The 15,367-nt window shown below is 44.2% G+C and carries 22 protein-coding genes and 1 other RNA gene; 14 read left to right on the forward strand and 9 right to left on the reverse strand.

The annotated features are described in order from the left end of the window. Positions 1-49: 49 nt before the first annotated feature. The 4 genes from BLD48_RS08480 to BLD48_RS08495 all read left to right on the forward strand — a co-directional run bounded on the left by BLD48_RS08480 (position 50) and on the right by BLD48_RS08495 (position 3,644). A complete protein-coding gene (locus tag BLD48_RS08480) occupies positions 50-1,003 on the forward strand; it encodes a potassium channel family protein (protein WP_236629973.1) in 954 nt (317 codons plus the stop codon). A gap of 68 nt (positions 1,004-1,071) precedes the next feature. Then, positions 1,072-1,764, forward strand: a complete 693-nt coding sequence (locus tag BLD48_RS08485; RefSeq protein WP_071499830.1) for a hypothetical protein — start codon at positions 1,072-1,074, stop codon at positions 1,762-1,764. A gap of 59 nt (positions 1,765-1,823) precedes the next feature. Continuing rightward, positions 1,824-2,240: a hypothetical protein gene (locus BLD48_RS08490; protein ID WP_026833248.1), complete on the forward strand. Its 417-nt coding sequence runs from the start codon at positions 1,824-1,826 to the stop codon at positions 2,238-2,240. Positions 2,241-2,300: 60 nt separating this feature from the next. Further along, positions 2,301-3,644, forward strand: a complete 1,344-nt coding sequence (locus BLD48_RS08495; RefSeq protein WP_071499831.1) for a S8 family peptidase — start codon at positions 2,301-2,303, stop codon at positions 3,642-3,644. A 52-nt stretch (positions 3,645-3,696) separates the two neighbouring features. Here the strand turns inward: BLD48_RS08495 and BLD48_RS08500 are convergent, their stop codons facing one another. Next, positions 3,697-4,140, reverse strand: a complete 444-nt coding sequence (locus tag BLD48_RS08500; RefSeq protein WP_236624194.1) for a hypothetical protein — start codon at positions 4,138-4,140, stop codon at positions 3,697-3,699. A gap of 134 nt (positions 4,141-4,274) precedes the next feature. Between BLD48_RS08500 and rnpB the strand changes: the two genes are divergently transcribed. Both rnpB and BLD48_RS08510 read left to right on the forward strand, forming a co-directional pair. Then, an RNA gene (gene rnpB / locus BLD48_RS08505) (RNase P RNA component class B) lies at positions 4,275-4,648 on the forward strand. Positions 4,649-4,757: 109 nt separating this feature from the next. Next, positions 4,758-5,903: a THUMP domain-containing class I SAM-dependent RNA methyltransferase gene (locus tag BLD48_RS08510; protein ID WP_071499832.1), complete on the forward strand. Its 1,146-nt coding sequence runs from the start codon at positions 4,758-4,760 to the stop codon at positions 5,901-5,903. Positions 5,904-6,040: 137 nt separating this feature from the next. Here the strand turns inward: BLD48_RS08510 and BLD48_RS16285 are convergent, their stop codons facing one another. Further along, complete coding sequence (locus BLD48_RS16285; protein ID WP_161487705.1) at positions 6,041-7,300, reverse strand: hypothetical protein; 1,260 nt, start codon at positions 7,298-7,300, stop codon at positions 6,041-6,043. A gap of 60 nt (positions 7,301-7,360) precedes the next feature. Then, the gene (locus BLD48_RS08520) at positions 7,361-7,681 is read right to left on the reverse strand and encodes an ABC transporter permease (protein WP_071499834.1); all 321 of its coding nucleotides are present in this window, start codon (positions 7,679-7,681) and stop codon (positions 7,361-7,363) included. 162 nt (positions 7,682-7,843) lie between these two features. On the opposite strand from BLD48_RS08520, the gene BLD48_RS08525 reads away from it, so the two are divergent. The 4 genes from BLD48_RS08525 (at position 7,844) to BLD48_RS08535 (ending at position 9,587) form a co-directional block, all read left to right on the forward strand. Beyond that, on the forward strand, positions 7,844-8,458 hold the full coding sequence (locus BLD48_RS08525; RefSeq protein ID WP_071499835.1) for an SMI1/KNR4 family protein: 615 nt from the start codon (positions 7,844-7,846) through the stop codon (positions 8,456-8,458). A 72-nt stretch (positions 8,459-8,530) separates the two neighbouring features. Next, positions 8,531-8,752, forward strand: coding sequence for a hypothetical protein (locus tag BLD48_RS16465; RefSeq protein ID WP_236629974.1), 222 nt, complete (start codon positions 8,531-8,533; stop codon positions 8,750-8,752). Positions 8,753-8,770: 18 nt separating this feature from the next. Next, complete coding sequence (locus tag BLD48_RS16470) at positions 8,771-8,968, forward strand: GNAT family N-acetyltransferase (protein WP_236629975.1); 198 nt, start codon at positions 8,771-8,773, stop codon at positions 8,966-8,968. Positions 8,969-9,035: 67 nt separating this feature from the next. Continuing rightward, positions 9,036-9,587 carry a hypothetical protein gene (locus BLD48_RS08535; RefSeq protein WP_071499836.1) on the forward strand — a complete coding sequence of 184 codons (552 nt, stop codon included), beginning with the start codon at positions 9,036-9,038 and terminating at the stop codon, positions 9,585-9,587. 43 nt (positions 9,588-9,630) lie between these two features. Here the strand turns inward: BLD48_RS08535 and BLD48_RS08540 are convergent, their stop codons facing one another. The 5 genes from BLD48_RS08540 to BLD48_RS08560 all read right to left on the reverse strand — a co-directional run bounded on the left by BLD48_RS08540 (position 9,631) and on the right by BLD48_RS08560 (position 12,084). Continuing rightward, positions 9,631-10,548 carry a DMT family transporter gene (locus tag BLD48_RS08540; RefSeq protein ID WP_071499837.1) on the reverse strand — a complete coding sequence of 306 codons (918 nt, stop codon included), beginning with the start codon at positions 10,546-10,548 and terminating at the stop codon, positions 9,631-9,633. A 15-nt stretch (positions 10,549-10,563) separates the two neighbouring features. Further along, positions 10,564-10,803 carry a hypothetical protein gene (locus tag BLD48_RS08545; protein WP_071499838.1) on the reverse strand — a complete coding sequence of 80 codons (240 nt, stop codon included), beginning with the start codon at positions 10,801-10,803 and terminating at the stop codon, positions 10,564-10,566. 271 nt (positions 10,804-11,074) lie between these two features. Continuing rightward, complete coding sequence (locus BLD48_RS08550) at positions 11,075-11,344, reverse strand: type II toxin-antitoxin system RelE family toxin (RefSeq protein ID WP_071499839.1); 270 nt, start codon at positions 11,342-11,344, stop codon at positions 11,075-11,077. After that, positions 11,341-11,565, reverse strand: a complete 225-nt coding sequence (gene relB, locus BLD48_RS08555) for a type II toxin-antitoxin system RelB family antitoxin (protein ID WP_071499840.1) — start codon at positions 11,563-11,565, stop codon at positions 11,341-11,343. The genes BLD48_RS08550 and relB overlap by 4 nt, the downstream gene beginning before the upstream one ends. Positions 11,566-11,643: 78 nt before the next feature. Then, positions 11,644-12,084 carry a hypothetical protein gene (locus BLD48_RS08560; protein WP_071499841.1) on the reverse strand — a complete coding sequence of 147 codons (441 nt, stop codon included), beginning with the start codon at positions 12,082-12,084 and terminating at the stop codon, positions 11,644-11,646. 547 nt (positions 12,085-12,631) lie between these two features. Here BLD48_RS08560 and BLD48_RS16290 point away from each other — a divergent pair. Together BLD48_RS16290 and BLD48_RS08570 are read left to right on the forward strand one after the other, a co-directional pair. Then, a complete protein-coding gene (locus BLD48_RS16290; RefSeq protein ID WP_161487706.1) occupies positions 12,632-12,805 on the forward strand; it encodes a hypothetical protein in 174 nt (57 codons plus the stop codon). Further along, on the forward strand, positions 12,802-13,260 hold the full coding sequence (locus BLD48_RS08570) for a hypothetical protein (RefSeq protein ID WP_071499843.1): 459 nt from the start codon (positions 12,802-12,804) through the stop codon (positions 13,258-13,260). Before BLD48_RS16290 ends, BLD48_RS08570 begins: the two co-directional genes overlap by 4 nt. Before the next feature lie 58 nt (positions 13,261-13,318). Here BLD48_RS08570 and BLD48_RS08575 read toward each other — a convergent pair whose 3' ends face one another. Continuing rightward, positions 13,319-14,287 carry a DUF2268 domain-containing putative Zn-dependent protease gene (locus BLD48_RS08575; protein ID WP_083412279.1) on the reverse strand — a complete coding sequence of 323 codons (969 nt, stop codon included), beginning with the start codon at positions 14,285-14,287 and terminating at the stop codon, positions 13,319-13,321. A gap of 231 nt (positions 14,288-14,518) precedes the next feature. Here BLD48_RS08575 and BLD48_RS08580 point away from each other — a divergent pair, with 231 nt between their 5' ends. Together BLD48_RS08580 and BLD48_RS08585 are read left to right on the forward strand one after the other, a co-directional pair. Then, complete coding sequence (locus BLD48_RS08580; protein WP_071499845.1) at positions 14,519-14,737, forward strand: hypothetical protein; 219 nt, start codon at positions 14,519-14,521, stop codon at positions 14,735-14,737. Between the two features lie 74 nt (positions 14,738-14,811). Then, complete coding sequence (locus tag BLD48_RS08585) at positions 14,812-15,288, forward strand: glutathione peroxidase (protein WP_071499846.1); 477 nt, start codon at positions 14,812-14,814, stop codon at positions 15,286-15,288. The last annotated feature ends 79 nt before the right edge of the window (positions 15,289-15,367 follow it).

The following is a 15,367-nucleotide window of genomic DNA, read 5'->3' on the forward strand; positions in this document are numbered from 1 at the left end:
AAAAGTTATGGTCTGGTTACGATTTTTACGTCGCATGTCCTTTTTGAGGATGCGGACGTTAGCGTATGCCTCGTTTGTGTTTGTATTTGGTGTCGCCTTGATTATGTATCTCGCAGAACCGGACACGTTCGGGACTTACTTCCGGGCCGTCTACTGGACGATGACGACCGTCGTGACAGTCGGATACGGGGACTTTTTCCCGAATACGGATTTTGGTCGTTTCATGACGATTTTTGTCTTCATCTTCGGAATCGGGATTGTCGGCGGATTGATTTCAAAGCTCGTCGACGGCGTCCAGTTGATCCGAAATCAAAAGGAAAGAGGGTTATTGCAAGTGAAAGAAACGGGACATACGTTAGTGTTTGGCTACAGCCGGCGTTCGAAACACGTCATCGATGAGTTGCTGGAGGCGACGGACGTCATCTTGATCGACGATCTGGAACGCGAACCGTTCAGCCATCCCCGGTTCCATTATGTCAGCGGCGACCCGGCACTCGAATCGACGTTACAACGGGCGAACATCAAAAAGGCGACCCGGGCAATCGTCCTCGCCGATCATTCGATCCCCCCGGCACTGGCGGACGGACGGACCTTATTGATTGCAGCGAGCATCGAACGCGCCAATCCGAACATCTATACGATCGTTGAGATGATGCTCGAGGAACACCTCGACAGTTTTGAACAAGTCAAAGTCGATGAAGTCCTGCTCGGCGACGAGACGATTGCCCGGATGGCGATTCTCGCCGCCCACCATCCCGGCGTGACGAAGGTTGTGACGAATCTGCTGACGAAAGACGGGGACGGCATGTTTTCGCTTCCGGCAAAACCGGAATGGACGACGTTTCGGGAAGCTTTCCACGCGATGCTCGAAGACGGGGTGACGATTTTATCGGACGGCAAACGGCTGGATTTGAACCGCCGGCTTGATGAACCGATTCCGCCGAATACGACGTTGATCGTTTTATGCAGTGAAGAAACGGCGAAACAGATTGGGGCATTATGAAAAAGTGGATTACACTAATTCTTTTTCGGGTATAGTAAATACATTTACTATGCAGAGGAGAAAAACGTATGACGAACCCACAACCAGAATGGATCCAGGAATTATTTGAGACGGTCGATCAAGGCGAACTAAAAGATGTACCGAAACTACTGTATATGGCACTGACGTTAGAACCAAGTTATTTTACAAAAGCAGTTAGTCGGTTGAATCAACGGCTAGAAGTCGAGCATCTTCAAGAAGTGTCGGAACTGTTGACGGTCTATCGTCAATTTTTCATCTCCGCCAATCCGTCTGACGAATACTGGTCGATCGCCTGGAACGAATTGATCCAGACGATGCAGCATTTCATCGACCGTCCGGAAGCGCAACAACTGTTTAAGGAACATATTGATTTAATCGATTGGTGGTCAAGTGAATCGTTATTGTCGTTGCCGAGTTGGTTGACGATTCTTGATCTCGCGGAGCGGATCGACGCGCTCGATCAGTTTGCCAGTTACTTACCAGATATTTTTGAGAGTTATGCCTTAGAAACGGCGAAGGATGAGCCATTCGCACGACTTGCCTGGTATGCGATTGCGAGCGGGCAACAGGATTTGCTGACATCGTTCCGGTCACGGATTGAGCAGTCGGAAGCACCAGCCATCCGATCATTGAGCGATGCGGATTTACTCGATCAAATTGATACGACACGGGTTCGTATGTTAAAGTCTAAGGATAACGAACCGATAGAATTGATGTTTGATCGAAAATGGACATTATAAATTAACTCATAGAAAGTGACATCTAGAAACTACACGAATTTAATCCAAGGGGTGTAGTGATGATACACGTCAATTTGCCGCAAGGTGATTATGTCGTTTTGGTGGAGATCAATCGGGAAGTCTTGCTGTGCCATTCATTAGAAGAAGCAGAGCAGGCGGAACGCGATCGCTACGAACTGGTCGGTCGGATGAGTGAACGTTTGCCATCCGAAGTGATTGGTCCGTCGATTGCCGATTTCGTCCGATTCTCAACCGGATTTATTGGAGAAGCCGTAACCTGGAGTGAGGCGGAAGAAGCCTTTTTTTGCCAGCAGTTCGAGACGTTTGACGGATCGCCGCTCGGAGAAGATCTGACCGGAATTGATGCGGCACGTTGGCGGGCGGTGCTTGTCCGTTATTATTCTTATGTCACGATCGGAAAAATCATTCCATTTGAAGTCAGCGAAGAATCCGATGGGACCGTTCCATTTTTTTAGTCCGTTTGGGTCAGCACATCAATAGAATCGGCGTGTAAAAAGAGAAGGGCAGGGTCCACATTGAAAAAGAAACTTGCACTACTCACATTTGCTGTCGTCGTAGGGTTACCTACCTCTGCGTTCGCTAATTCTCAATATGTGCAGTATGATCCAACATTTACGGAACAACAAAAACAAACGTGGTTATCGGAACAAGGACTGCAGGAAGTACGGGAACTGAAACAGGACGGGTTTTCACTCGTCGAACCATTGCCGCACCTCGATGAGACGGATGTCGAAGCCGATTTGATTCCGGTCACGGTCGTCGAAAAAGCGACCGATTCGGCCCAATTGCAACAAACATATTTGGATCAATCGCGTATTCCTACTTATTGGAAATACAGCCGCGGCAAATCCGACGTTCGTGTTGCGATCATCGATGATGCGATTGACGTCAATCACTCGGAGTTCAAGAATGTCATCTATAAGGCAACGACGATTTCCGGCATCCGGAAACCGGACGATCACGGGACACATGTCGCAGGGATCGTTGCGGCAGCAGAAAATGGCAAAGGAACGGTTGGTGTCGCGTCCGGCGTCAAATTGATTGGTGCCGACGTCTTTGACGGCGACTTCGCGAGTTCGATCGACATCGGAGACGGTGTACTTTATGCGATCGCACAAGGGGCGGATGTGATCAATTTGTCACTTGGTCAGTACGAATACGATCCGTATATGGAAGCGGCGATCAAAAAAGCAGAAGCCAAAAACATCGTCGTCGTCAGTGCGGCGGGGAATGACGGACGCAACAAACTCTTATTCCCTGCTTCAATGAAATCCGTCATTGCCGTCGGATCCGTCGGAACACTCGGTCGCGCGTCGACGTTCTCGAATTACGGCAAAGGGCTCAACATCATGGCACCGGGGGAAGGCGTCTACTCGACGATCGTCGGCAACAAGTACGGCTACCTCGACGGGACGTCGATGGCGACACCGATCGTCAGTGGTGTCATCGCCCTCGCAAAATCAAAAAACCCGTTCATCACGAACAGTACGCTTCGCAGTAAGCTGTATGAGGCAGCGGCGAAAAAAGCCGGGGATACGATGTTACACTACGGAACAGGTCGACTGAACGCCGGCATGTTGGCCCGGATTCCGGCACCTGTTTCCAAAGTGTCGGTCCCGTCGGTCTTGAAACCGAATCAGCCGTTTTCGTTTTACTTTGACGAGTACTCGAACGCGACGACGTTGACCCGTCTCTACAAGGACGGCAAGGTCGTCAAGACGTTTACGAATGAGTATCTGCGTAACGGCACGCACAAGTATTCCTACGCCCTGAAAGAAACCGGGACGTATAAACTTGTCTTTGCGACGTCGTCCGGTCGTCATACGCGGGTGACGGAACGTGTCATCACCGTCAAATAATCAAAAAAAAAGCCGCCTCACCATGTGGGAGACAGCGTGGGACTCAAAGTGTTTACTTTGGGTCTTTTCCTTTTTTATAGACCGGCGTCGGAACGGCAAGCGTTTCGCCCGTCCACTGAATCGTCGCTTCCATTTTATACCCGGTATCATCTTCATGAATGAAAGACAAACGTCCCGTGTCGATCAGCTGGTACAAGCCGTATTCGACTTGATTCGCCCATGAGCGTAACGTCATCGCTTCATCGTACAGCGGAATCTGTTGCGGGAACCGTTCATTCATCAATAAGATATCATGCTGGTCGAAATGGTAACTCCGTTTTGATAACGCATCAGGTTGTTTTACATTAAATGGCTCGAACGCATGGATGAGTTCACCCTTGCGATAAAAGGCAAAGATGCCGTTCCGGAGATGAAGTGCCTTGATTTCATCAATCTCGATCAAGAACGTCAATTTCCGTACGGTACGCTGGTTCGTACCAGAGCGTCGTTTTTTCATAGTACATGCCCCCTTCTGAACCATTGTACTATACCGCAAAATCACAAGAAAACGCAACTTTTCCGCCCATTGATCGAGAAATACCTCTTGCTAGAATCCGTGACGTGCGCTACACTGTTAAGCAGTGACTATGTTGGTTCGGACAATTGCGGGGCACTTCGGTGCTTTGAGGAAAGTCCATGCTCGCACAACCTGCGATGGTTGTAGTGATCGTGCTACACGAAAAGATAAGTGTAGGCAGCGTCGTGCTGACGGCAGAAGGAACGCCTAAGTCTTCGGATATGGCCGAAACTTCTTGAAAGTGCCACAGTGACGGAGCCTTGCTGGAAACAGTAAGGGTGGAACGAGGTAAACCCCACGAGCGAGAAACCCAAATTTGGTAGGGGAATTTCCGGAGCGGAACTGAACGCGAAGGAGAGCGTATGTAAATACGGAGATAGATGATTGTCGCCCACGTGTGAGGGTCAAACCGTTTGCAACACTAGGGAACAGAACATGGCTTACAGGACCACATAGGCTGTTATTTTTACTTTGAACGAGAGTCCAGGTCCAACTGGGCTCTTTTTTTATTGAAATGATTTTGGAAATTTTAAAAACAGGTAGGAGCGTGAACAATCATGGCAAAACGTTTAGTCATCGCGACGGCGGCAATGGGAATTGAATCCCTCGTCGCCAAGGAAGTCCGCGATTTAGGATACGAGTGTACGGTCGAGGACGGAAAGGTCTACATCGATTGCGAGCTCGAAGACATTCCCCGTCTCAACCTTTGGTTACGGACGGCGGACCGTGTTAAACTCGTCGTTGCCGAATTCAAGGCGACATCATTTGAAAAATTATTTGATCAGGTCAAGGACCTCCCGTGGAGCGAACTGTTGCCGTGGGAAGCGAACTATGTCGTCAACGGCCGCTCAGTCAAATCAAAACTATTCTCAATCCGTGACTGTCAGAAAATCACGGAAAAAGCGATCGTCTCGCACATGCAGGAAGCATATAACATGGGCGACGAGTGGTTACCGAAAACGGGTGCCAGCTTCCCGATCGAAGTCGCGCTCTTAAAAGACATCGCGACGCTGACGATCGATACGTCAGGCGACGCACTCCATAAACGCGGGTACCGTGAGTTCCACTCGGCGGCACCACTGAAAGAGACGATGGCAGCAGCGATGCTGATGCTGACGAACTGGAAGCCGGATATGCCGCTGTACGACGTCTTTACGGGTTCAGGGACACTGGCCATCGAAGCCGCGATGATCGGACGGAATATCGCACCCGGGATCAACCGCGAATTCGCGTCGCAAGAATGGGCGTGTATTCCGAAAAAAGCCTGGTTCGATGCAATCAAGGAAGCAAACGACAAAGCCGAGTGGGACAAGCCGCTCAAAATCTATGCCAACGATACGGATCCGGAGATGGTCAAGCTCGCAAAACAAAACGCCGAGCTCGCAGACGTCCGGGACGCAATCAACGTCATGCAACGCGACGCGGCTGATTTCAAGCCGAAGGAAGACTTTGGTGTCATCATCGGGAACCCGCCGTACGGGGAGCGTCTCGAGGACGCACGTGAAGTCCACCAGCTGTACCGGAAGATCGGCAATGCGTTCCGTGAATTCCCGTACTACAGTGTCTATATGATCACGTCATACGTCGAGTTCGAAAAAGCCTTCGGCCGTCCGGCGACAAAACGTCGTAAGCTCTATAACGGGAATATCGAAGTTCAGTTCTACCAGTATTATGGTCTCCGTCGGAAAAGACCGCAGGCTTAAGCAGTTTTCAAAGGTGCGGAAGTCGCCAGTTCCCACTCAGTTCCCACTTTTTAATTTTTTTCGCCAAAATGTCAGGAGCCGCTCGGTTGAGCGGTTTTTTTGTCGTCTAATAAAGACGCGAGCGAGGTGTATTACGATTAGTTTGCTTCTGGTCCAGCAGTTTTGAAGAATTTTTCAAAGCCTGGTCGTTCAATCTGGGCTGCTGCTTTGATTCGTTCAAGGTGGCCTTTCGCTTGTGCAAGTGTGCCTTGTGGGTCTTGCCGGAATTCACTTGAATACACTTCGAGGAGTGCACTCAATTGATCCAATTCTTTTATGATAATACGGTGTGAATCCATAGCTTGCGTAAATCCATCTGTCGTATAATCAGGTGCTTCGAAGTGAATGCTCACTGTGATTTCATTCGCTACGGTTGTGTCAAATTTGTATAAATCATCTAAGTCGTCCACTGAGATGTATTCAAACTGACCAAACCCGTCCTCCTTCTCATAAGGGGTAAAGCGCTGTTGTAATTCATCAGCCGTTACATAGATAGCATTCATAGCTTCTGAGATTTTAAAAACGCTTGTGATGGCTTCTGGATATCGTTCGGCGTCGGTTTGTTCTGTACTCGCAACCGATTCCCCGTCGACATTTCCTTCTTCCGTAACCGGCTCTGCAATAATCGGTTCATCGATAACGGATGAAGAATGGATGATTGCTTCGTTTAATGGAATAGCAAGAAGCGATTCTTCCCGACGGCTTGGTAGGTAAGCAGAGGCTTCTTCCCACGATTCAAAACTACGAGCCATCCCGTATGTCTCTAAGCTAAACGCCATTGAATTAAAATTATCCGCCAACTGTTCGAGTTTTACGAAGTTGAGGTTTTCGGTACCTTCAACTGCAATGTTTTTCTCGTTGTTCAAGAAAACGCCAGTTGCCATGGAATGGGCCGTTTGAGCGGCGTCATTCAGTAATGAAATTTGGTTATCGAGCTTTTCCACGACATCATCGGTGATGGTTTTATGGAAATCTTGAATAGCGAGATTTTTAGATTTACGTAAGGTTTCTTGCTTTGTCACGAGATCGTCTACAAATTGATTTGTTGAATCGATGGCGTCTCGCAAGTCATCTTCTCCCGTATTCACAGCTTGTTGTATTTCATTTAGATTGCTCACATCGCTAGGTGATTGCACTTTAACGGTAGTTTTAATTTTCTTTTCAGACATTCCTTGATCGACTGATTCTTTTTTATCCTCCGCTTTCGCTTCTTGCTTGGGTTCTTTCACTTCATCTGTTTCGTCATTGTTCGCCATACTCCCAACTGCTCCTATGGAAATTACAATCAAAATAGCTAGTAGCGTTCCTTTCCCATTAAGACCTGATGAATACCGATCCGAACGTCTTCGTTCTTTCAAAATATGCAGTCCTCCTTATTTTTCATTTTTAGATATGAATATTTTGAGATTTCATCATCGTTAATTTAGTTGACGTTTTCTAATGAAGTTCGTAATCACTATTACAAGACCAACAATAAGATATAGAATTCCGTTACCAACGATAACGAATCCGATAAAAGCTGCTGAAAAAGCAGCCCCAAAACCATCTCCATCCATGCTGTGATCTATTTTTAAAAAAATAGAACCCGATATTAAAGCAACGATTGGTCCAAGAAATCCGATTATTAAACCGGATCCCCATAAGAGCATTTTACCTTTCCTGTATAAAAGAACAGCCGACAAATTTAATACGATTAAGCTTGATATTAGAACACTCCAAACTAGTCCATCACCATTCATTCAAAAACCTCTGTTCTATGATAAAAGGTAATATATGTATTTTTTTATTGAGTTGATCATACCATAAATTCGGGAAGTTAGTATCTTTATTTCCAATTAAAGGTATAGAATGAAGAGAATACTTGTAAGTAGGAGCAGTCCGAAAATTGAGGAGGATATAAGATGAAACCGATTGAAAGAACATTGATTTTACTCAAACAAATGTTTAAATATGAGCCGAGATTTATTATGGGAAGATATGGTAGAAACGGATGGGCAACTTGTAGTTTTAATAAACCTTTATCTTCTCAAGAAATTGAATCCTGCTTGCCTGAAGATAATTTTTCTTTGCCGAAAGACTATAAACATTTTTTAACGTTGCATGATGGATGTGGCTTATTTAGAACTGAATCTGATCTAATCTTAGAATTGTTTCCTCTTAAGGAAATGCTGGAAATGTCGGAAGAACACCATTCAGAAGACGGTCTCCTTTCGGAAGGAAACTTCTGGATCATAGGTCAAATAGATGAGGATTGGATTTTAATTGATAAAAATCAATGTACGGATGCAGAAGGATCCTTTAAAAAACCATATATCACAGTTGTGCATCCATCAGATGGTCTGGATATGGCTGTTCCATTAAATTTGAATTTCGAATGTTTTTTAGAACGCGCTATCATTGCCCAAGGCGATTACTTTTGGGAGTGGTCAGAAGACCTTGAAATGACTGTAATGTATGATGATGCTTCAACGTATGAAGAAATCGACGAAACACTTTACCTTGAAGAAAAGAAGTAAAACATTCTGAGTAGTTTTAAAAAAGGAAAATGTATGATGAGCTATACTTATTTACCGCTGACGTAACATCAGGTGGAACAGATTGCCTATGACTGGAGATACGAAGGCGACTTTGCATTCTATAATATGCCGAACGATCCGGACGACTTGGCAGAATTTCTTGATCCCGATCAACGGACGGAACATTACTATGCGGTGATGGACGGTACACAACTGATTGGATTTTTTGTGTTTGAACCCGGACAGGACGGCCTTGATGTGGCACTGGGGATGCGACCGGATCTAACGGGGTAGGGAAATGGTACAGCATTTTTGAAAAGCGGTCTCTCCTTTGCGATTCAAAAGTATCAACCACGCCAAATTGAATTAGCTGTCGCGACCTTTAATGAACGGGCAATCCGGCTGTATGCCAAAAGCGGTTTTGAATCGATCGAACGGTTTCAGCAAGAAACGAACGGCGGAAGCTATGAATTCGTCAAAATGCGTCTGCATACAGGAGTCGTGAAATGAATATTGAAGAGGAGTTAATAGGGACGGGCAACGAGGGAAGCGAGTCGTAAGCGAAAGGGTGTAGTCGATGATTTTGTACCGCGTACTAGGAGAATTAGACGATACGTTTAAATGGAAAACGTCACTTCAAGAAGACACGCAGTTCTATGCCTTTTTTGATGAGACAGATTATGAGTCTGCAACTCTTGGAGCAGACGATTATCAAAATGGGGCGTTTTTTCTGCTGAAGAACTTCGTTTTAGGATTTAAACGGTATCCGCTCTATGTGCATGCTTTTAGTGGCGGTTCAGAGATCAGTCTTTCAAAAGTGAGGATTACGACAAAATTATCAAGAGGACGGTATCATCATTTGCTTGAGATCTGTTCGCTCGAAGAAGTCGAAAAGTATCTCCCAATGGCGTATTCTGACGCGTATAACGGGCAAAATATTTTAATCACAATGGAAAAAGATGTGTCCATTATCAATGACCCGGATGCCTGGTTGTTGCTTGCATTTGATTTTTCGATTCCTTCGAAGGATATTTACTATCTAATGATTTCCCACGATGCCGCCGGTTTTGATTTTGTTGCGAACTTTACGGAGCATCCGTTTCAAGACCGGAAAATCATCGAGGAATGAAAAACCTGCTTCCGACTGACAGCCGGAAGCAGGTGGTATTCGATTATTTCAAATCGGCATTCATGGATGGTCTTTTACTTGCCAACCGCTTTCGAAGATAAGTCCCGACTCCTAACGAAATAGCGGCACCGGTGCAACTGAACAAGCAACCGAGCACTAAGTAAACAGATAAAGTCGATTCACCGATCAGGACGGAAGCGACTCCTCCAATTGCCGGAAACAGCGCTACCATGTAGCCGCTTTTGGCACCACCGATTTTCTCGACCAACTTCAGGTAGAAGAACCATGCGCCAAACGATGCGAGCAGCGTGAGGTAAAGAAGCGCGGACAAGTAAGTAACGGACGGCGGGATACTGATTGTCTGCCCCTGAAACCATACGACGGATCCAAGCAAAATACCTCCTGCCGTGAAACCGACCGCATTGGCATACACCGGATTTACTTTCTGCTTCGCATTTCGTGCGGAACTGGCGTCGCCGATTGCTGTAAGGACAGTACCAAGCAGGGCAAGGAGAATTCCTTTAACATCATTCGTATGTATGTCGTGTAGAGTAGGATAAAGCAAAATCAAAACGCCCAGCACACCGAGAAGTCCGCCAATCAGGATGCGGATATGGAGGTGTTCTTTTAAAAAGATCCGCAAGGCAACGGGTGTTAGGATAACTTTCAGTGAAAAAATCAATGTGACGATTGCGGCTGAACTGAGCATCGTCGCGTAATAGAGACAGAGATAGCTGAGTGCAAAATTACATATACCAAACACCAGAATATACGGAAGATCCTGTTTCAGAGGTTTTCCGACCGGTTTCATGAACCATGCCAGAAGACTGAACAATACAGCAGTCAGGATTAAACGATAGGTCAACGATAGCTCCAGGCTGACCGGCGTACCTTGAATCTTGACGGCAATGAAATTAAGACCCCAAATGAGTAAACAAAAAATATACATAAAAGTCGTCATAAATAAGCTCCACTCCTAAATCAAGACAATCAGCGAAAGCCCGATCAAAATGTTAATAAAACTGAGGACATCCGTTGTTTTAGTAAAGAACGATCGTCCCGTTTTCTTTGCTCTGTCATTGAAAACCATCAAAATGACAGCGAACAGTGTTGTTAAGCCGAGTGGGGCGTTTAGAAAGCTGTCGGAATACGTAAATGAGTTGATTCCGATGTAGAGGCTGTTCAGTACGGAAAAATAGAATAGAACTTTTTGCATCGAGTCACATCCTGTTTAAATTATTATATGATTATACATTTTTGCATAAAATTGCCAACAGGGGAAGAGGAGTCTTAAATGTTTTTGCCTGTGACCCTCTAAAACCGTGAATTTAAAGGTATCAAAAGGAGCAAAATCCCTTCTCTGTTAGAGGTGAAGGCACTTTGCTCCTTTTCATCATACGTATGAATAATGTTTAAGTGATGTTTGCAAAAACGGTCGTTAAAAAGAAAAGACGAATATGTTTCCTCATTCGTGAGTCTTAACTCCCTTATTTATAGATATCTCGACGATGCCCGATCTCAAGAATCAAGATCACGACTTTGTCCTCTTGGATGTCAGCAATCAGACGATAGTCGCCAATGCGATACCGCCATTCACCCGAACGATTCGAGACAAGTCCTTTTCCATGACGACGGGGATCATCCGTCCCGACCAGGTTCTTCTTGATCCAGGACATGATGATCCGTGATTGTTGAGGATTTATCTTCTTAAGGGACTTTTGAGCTCCACGCTCAAACTCCACTGTATATGCTGTCATTTTAAATCAAGTTCCTTCATCATATCGTCAAACGAGATTGCTTCTGATTTTTTGCGGTGTGCTGCCATGGAATCATGATAGAGTTGTAAATCAATCTCATCTTCAATACGATCGAGGACGGCATCGCGAACAAGTGTAGAAATCGTGATGTTTTTTGCTTTCGCATATTCTTTGATCAGTCGCGTATCTTGATCATCGAGTCGAACAGAAATCGTACTCATACTTATCATCTCCTTTGTAATACATTGTAATACATATTTAGATGTTAGTACAGACACGAGTTTTATTTCGATCTCCCTTCAATCTACTTTGATTAAGAAAGCAAACTGGCCATCACCATTCTCCGACCATCTTGCTTGAAGTTCATATGCGTATGTTCCGCTCTTTTTTGGTGTTACCAGTTGATTATTTTTTAACGTAACAGAGTTACCGGTCTCCTTGTTGTTAAATTGTAGGATTTTGATTGTATCAGGTTCTGGATCGAAGGAAATCTGGATTTTCTCGTTAGGCATGACGGTGACCGGTTTACTTTTTTCAGTCATATGCAGACCATCTACGTATATTTTGTCTACGCATTGGCCGCTAAACAGGCCACTCCAGCAAAATGTCCCTTGGACCGTTGGAATACTTTTTCCCTGTATCTCGACACGGGGATCGGGTGGTTCATCACGGAAGGGTTCGAATTGAACGAACAAAGCAATGATGATAATCACAGAACCGATTAATAAAGATTTACGCATCTGAAACTGCCCTCCTTCGTAAGTAATTTCTTAAAAGATCAATCATATTTTTAATCAGATAATCTAATATGAGTTAAACTGAAATGTGGTTTACACTGTATATCAATTTCCGTTTTTCCTGAATTGCCTCTGATTTTTAAACACTCATTTTCATTTCTTATTGATTCTATATGATATAGTTCAAATTCGAAGATCGTCCACCTGTACATATCACTACTTAGACTGACGTTACATTTATGTTCATATTGTGAGATATACAATAATAGCTGAAACCCAAGTTTGTCGACCTTCTTATACATATAAAAACCGGCACCTTCCTGATAAAGTTCTCTCGGTTCGGATTCGAATAACTCAAGCAGTTCGTATTCATCATAAAACATGTTTTCTACTCCTTCATTTTGTATTTGTTGTATATAGGTATCACGGTGATGACTTTCATGAGGATTTCGTTCTTAAGGTTAAGGAGTAGGTATATTTGTGTCTGGTTCTGATAAAACTACTGGAATCAAGCAAGGTGATCTTGCTTGATTCCTTTTGGAGGTTCTAATTGACAATCGAAGTGATTAAAAATATTAGCGTTTTATTTCGCGAAGAAGCGCAGCTACCAGTTCCATTGTTGGACTATCTTAAACTAAATGATTTACGAATCAATGAACTTCTGGAAGATGAAAATAGGAATGGTGATTTATTATTGAATTCGAGCTGGAACAAGACACCATGACATTATCTTACGAAATGCATGAGTTGGAAGAAACATCACAAGTAGAATACATCGTGTATTTCATCTGTAAGTGGAAATGGATTTGGGAATGGTATTCGAAACGATTTTTAGAATACGACATACCATTTAGCGTTTATCAGACGATCATTGATTATGCGAAAGCCCGTATACGTCCACTCGAATTACTGGAAGAAAAGATTCTAGAATTAGAGGGATTTACAAAAGAAGACCTAATCTTTTATTATGGCTCAGGTCCGTTCGATGACTTTGAGGAAGCCGATCGAAATCTGAATCAAATTTTAGAATATGATGAAGTGAACAATAAAGAAAACATGCGAGAACAAGGACTTTATTTTGATCAGGAGGTGGAAAAATGGATTCAGATTCCGGCTTCTCTCGACATCATCGAAAATGTAATTCGGGCATTATCCAACGTAAGTTTAAGAGAAGATTGAAATCCATTTACTAAGCAACCATCCTACAATGATATTTTTTTCGGAATGTATTAATGTATCATTCCAGAATATCTTGGTATTTGTAGCCTTTTAAAATATCCTGTTGATCTGCAACTGTCCAGTCCGATATGGAACGGTCAGGATTCGTTTTAAAGTAGTGATTCATAATATCCCGTCCTAAGATATAGTTACTCCATTGGGGAATATCCTTTTGGTGATTACCGCCTACAACTTCTTCATAAGTAGCTTCACCGCTCTCGATCAGACTGGCTACATGTTTCTTGGTCTTTTCATCCATCGGTACGTTCCACGGCGGTGAAACACCCTTAACGACACGATCGGCAAAGGCATCCGCCTTGCCTTCGGTGATGATTGAATCAAGAATCACATTCATTTTATATTCAGGTGTATCCTGAAGAATCAAATGATGGTATTCATGCGCGACTGTGTAAGCAAGTGTATCCTGATCGAAGTTTGAATCTAAATAGAGGATGACAGAGTCTTTGTATGCTCCGGCGAATACTCCATTCATGGATTCACTCATAGAAGAATATTCCGAGTTGGAAGGTACGATGAAAATCGTACTTTTCTTTTTAGGAAGTACCTTATTTGCAGCTGTATAGTTTTTTATGATGATGTCTTTGATTTCGTCATGATGCTTCATCAACTCGTTTGTCCGATCCATCAATTCTTGCTCGTAAAAAGTTGATTGCAACATGAAGTAGCCTTTTAAACTGGTCGTATCAAAGTTTTCCTTCTCTCCAATTTCACCTATGTAATCAAGAACAGATTTTGCATAATTTTTTTTATCCGCTTCTGGATCATTTTCTTTAAGGGATGCCTTCAAATAGTTTTGATAGGGCGTATAAAGCGGCACGATGTTTAGTTCACTATTCTTGTTGATCTTTACAGTTTCCGGTTTAAATTCTTTACTTTCGGAGTGCGTCACTGTTTTTTCTGTTTCGCCTGTACAGGCTGCTAACAGCAGGAACGGGATGCAAAGTAAAGGAGCGATTACTTTTTTCAATGGGATGACCTCCATTTCTTGTATTTCGATTACAGGATAGATTAATTTTACCATTCGTAATTTAAAAATACAAAATTTGTAATTTTTATGATTAGCAGGATATGATAAAAGAGTTTAAGGTAAGACTAAGGATGAAGTACGTTTCGTTGATTGACGTTTCTCAACAAATCATCATAATCGTGAAACTTTTACTGGAACAAACAGGTAAAAGAATTCAAAGGGGATGATGAAATGGTACGGTGTACGAATTGCGACTACAAGTGGAAAACGAAGGACGTATTGGCTGTCGGCTTTGCAAATCACGGCAAGGATTGTTCGAACTGCGGTAAGAAGCAGTATCTTTCAAAAGATACCCAACACTATCTGTCACTCGGATACGTCAGCCTGTTTTTTCTATTGATCATGCCGTTTGTCATTAAGCTGAGTGGCCGGGAAGAATCCATCTGGTAAGCAACTGGTTGCGTGTTCAAAAAAGACGGAGCTTTTTCAGCGGCGTATACTGACAGAAAAGGGGGTGCGACGGGATGCCATCGCTCTATGAGATCGAGGTGAAAGACGCAACCGGACAGACCATTTCCTTACAGGATTACGCGGGAGAGGTACTTCTCATCGTTAATACAGCCAGCAAATGTGGGCTTGTCGGTCAGCTCGGAGACTTGCAACGGTTGTACGACAAGTATGCTAATAAAGGCGTCAAGGTCCTTGGATTTCCGTGTGACCAGTTCAACAATCAGGAGTTTGCCGATCCGCAAGAAACGATGCAGTTTTGCCAGCGCAATTACGGTGTGACGTTCCCGATGTTTCAGAAGATTGACGTCAACGGCCCGGCAGAACACCGGTTGTATACGTATTTAAAGCAGCAGCAGGGTGGTCTGCTGTCGTCGAACATCAAGTGGAACTTCACGAAGTTTCTTGTCAATCGCCAAGGACGGGTCGTCAAACGCTTTGCGCCGGTCGATTCGATTCAGACGATTGAAAAAACACTGGCGCGCTATGTATAATGAAACTACGTCCCGTCCGGCGCAAGCCGTCGGGCGGGACGAGTCGCATCACCCTACCTTGATATGCTCCCACAAAAGT

The sequence above is a fragment of the Exiguobacterium sp. KRL4 genome (assembly GCF_001870785.1).
In the GTDB taxonomy this organism is placed as follows: Bacteria; Bacillota; Bacilli; order Exiguobacteriales; family Exiguobacteriaceae; genus Exiguobacterium_A.

Bases quoted from the DNA above. Each gene is read 5' to 3' on its own strand.
- BLD48_RS08525 (WP_071499835.1), top strand. From the start codon at position 7,844: ATGAAACCGATTGAAAGAACATTGATTTTACTCAAACAAATGTTTAAA.
- BLD48_RS08485 (WP_071499830.1), top strand. From the start codon at position 1,072: ATGACGAACCCACAACCAGAATGGATCCAGGAATTATTTGAGACGGTC.
- BLD48_RS08510 (WP_071499832.1), top strand. From the start codon at position 4,758: ATGGCAAAACGTTTAGTCATCGCGACGGCGGCAATGGGAATTGAATCC.
- BLD48_RS08540 (WP_071499837.1), bottom strand. From the start codon at position 10,548: ATGACGACTTTTATGTATATTTTTTGTTTACTCATTTGGGGTCTTAAT.
- BLD48_RS08520 (WP_071499834.1), bottom strand. From the start codon at position 7,681: ATGAATGGTGATGGACTAGTTTGGAGTGTTCTAATATCAAGCTTAATC.
- BLD48_RS08545 (WP_071499838.1), bottom strand. From the start codon at position 10,803: ATGCAAAAAGTTCTATTCTATTTTTCCGTACTGAACAGCCTCTACATC.
- BLD48_RS08560 (WP_071499841.1), bottom strand. From the start codon at position 12,084: ATGCGTAAATCTTTATTAATCGGTTCTGTGATTATCATCATTGCTTTG.
- BLD48_RS08480 (WP_236629973.1), top strand. From the start codon at position 50: ATGCGGACGTTAGCGTATGCCTCGTTTGTGTTTGTATTTGGTGTCGCC.
- BLD48_RS08585 (WP_071499846.1), top strand. From the start codon at position 14,812: ATGCCATCGCTCTATGAGATCGAGGTGAAAGACGCAACCGGACAGACC.
- BLD48_RS08550 (WP_071499839.1), bottom strand. From the start codon at position 11,344: ATGACAGCATATACAGTGGAGTTTGAGCGTGGAGCTCAAAAGTCCCTT.
- BLD48_RS08500 (WP_236624194.1), bottom strand. From the start codon at position 4,140: ATGAAAAAACGACGCTCTGGTACGAACCAGCGTACCGTACGGAAATTG.
- BLD48_RS08570 (WP_071499843.1), top strand. From the start codon at position 12,802: ATGACATTATCTTACGAAATGCATGAGTTGGAAGAAACATCACAAGTA.
- BLD48_RS08490 (WP_026833248.1), top strand. From the start codon at position 1,824: ATGATACACGTCAATTTGCCGCAAGGTGATTATGTCGTTTTGGTGGAG.
- BLD48_RS08535 (WP_071499836.1), top strand. From the start codon at position 9,036: ATGATTTTGTACCGCGTACTAGGAGAATTAGACGATACGTTTAAATGG.
- relB (WP_071499840.1), bottom strand. From the start codon at position 11,565: ATGAGTACGATTTCTGTTCGACTCGATGATCAAGATACGCGACTGATC.
- BLD48_RS08580 (WP_071499845.1), top strand. From the start codon at position 14,519: ATGGTACGGTGTACGAATTGCGACTACAAGTGGAAAACGAAGGACGTA.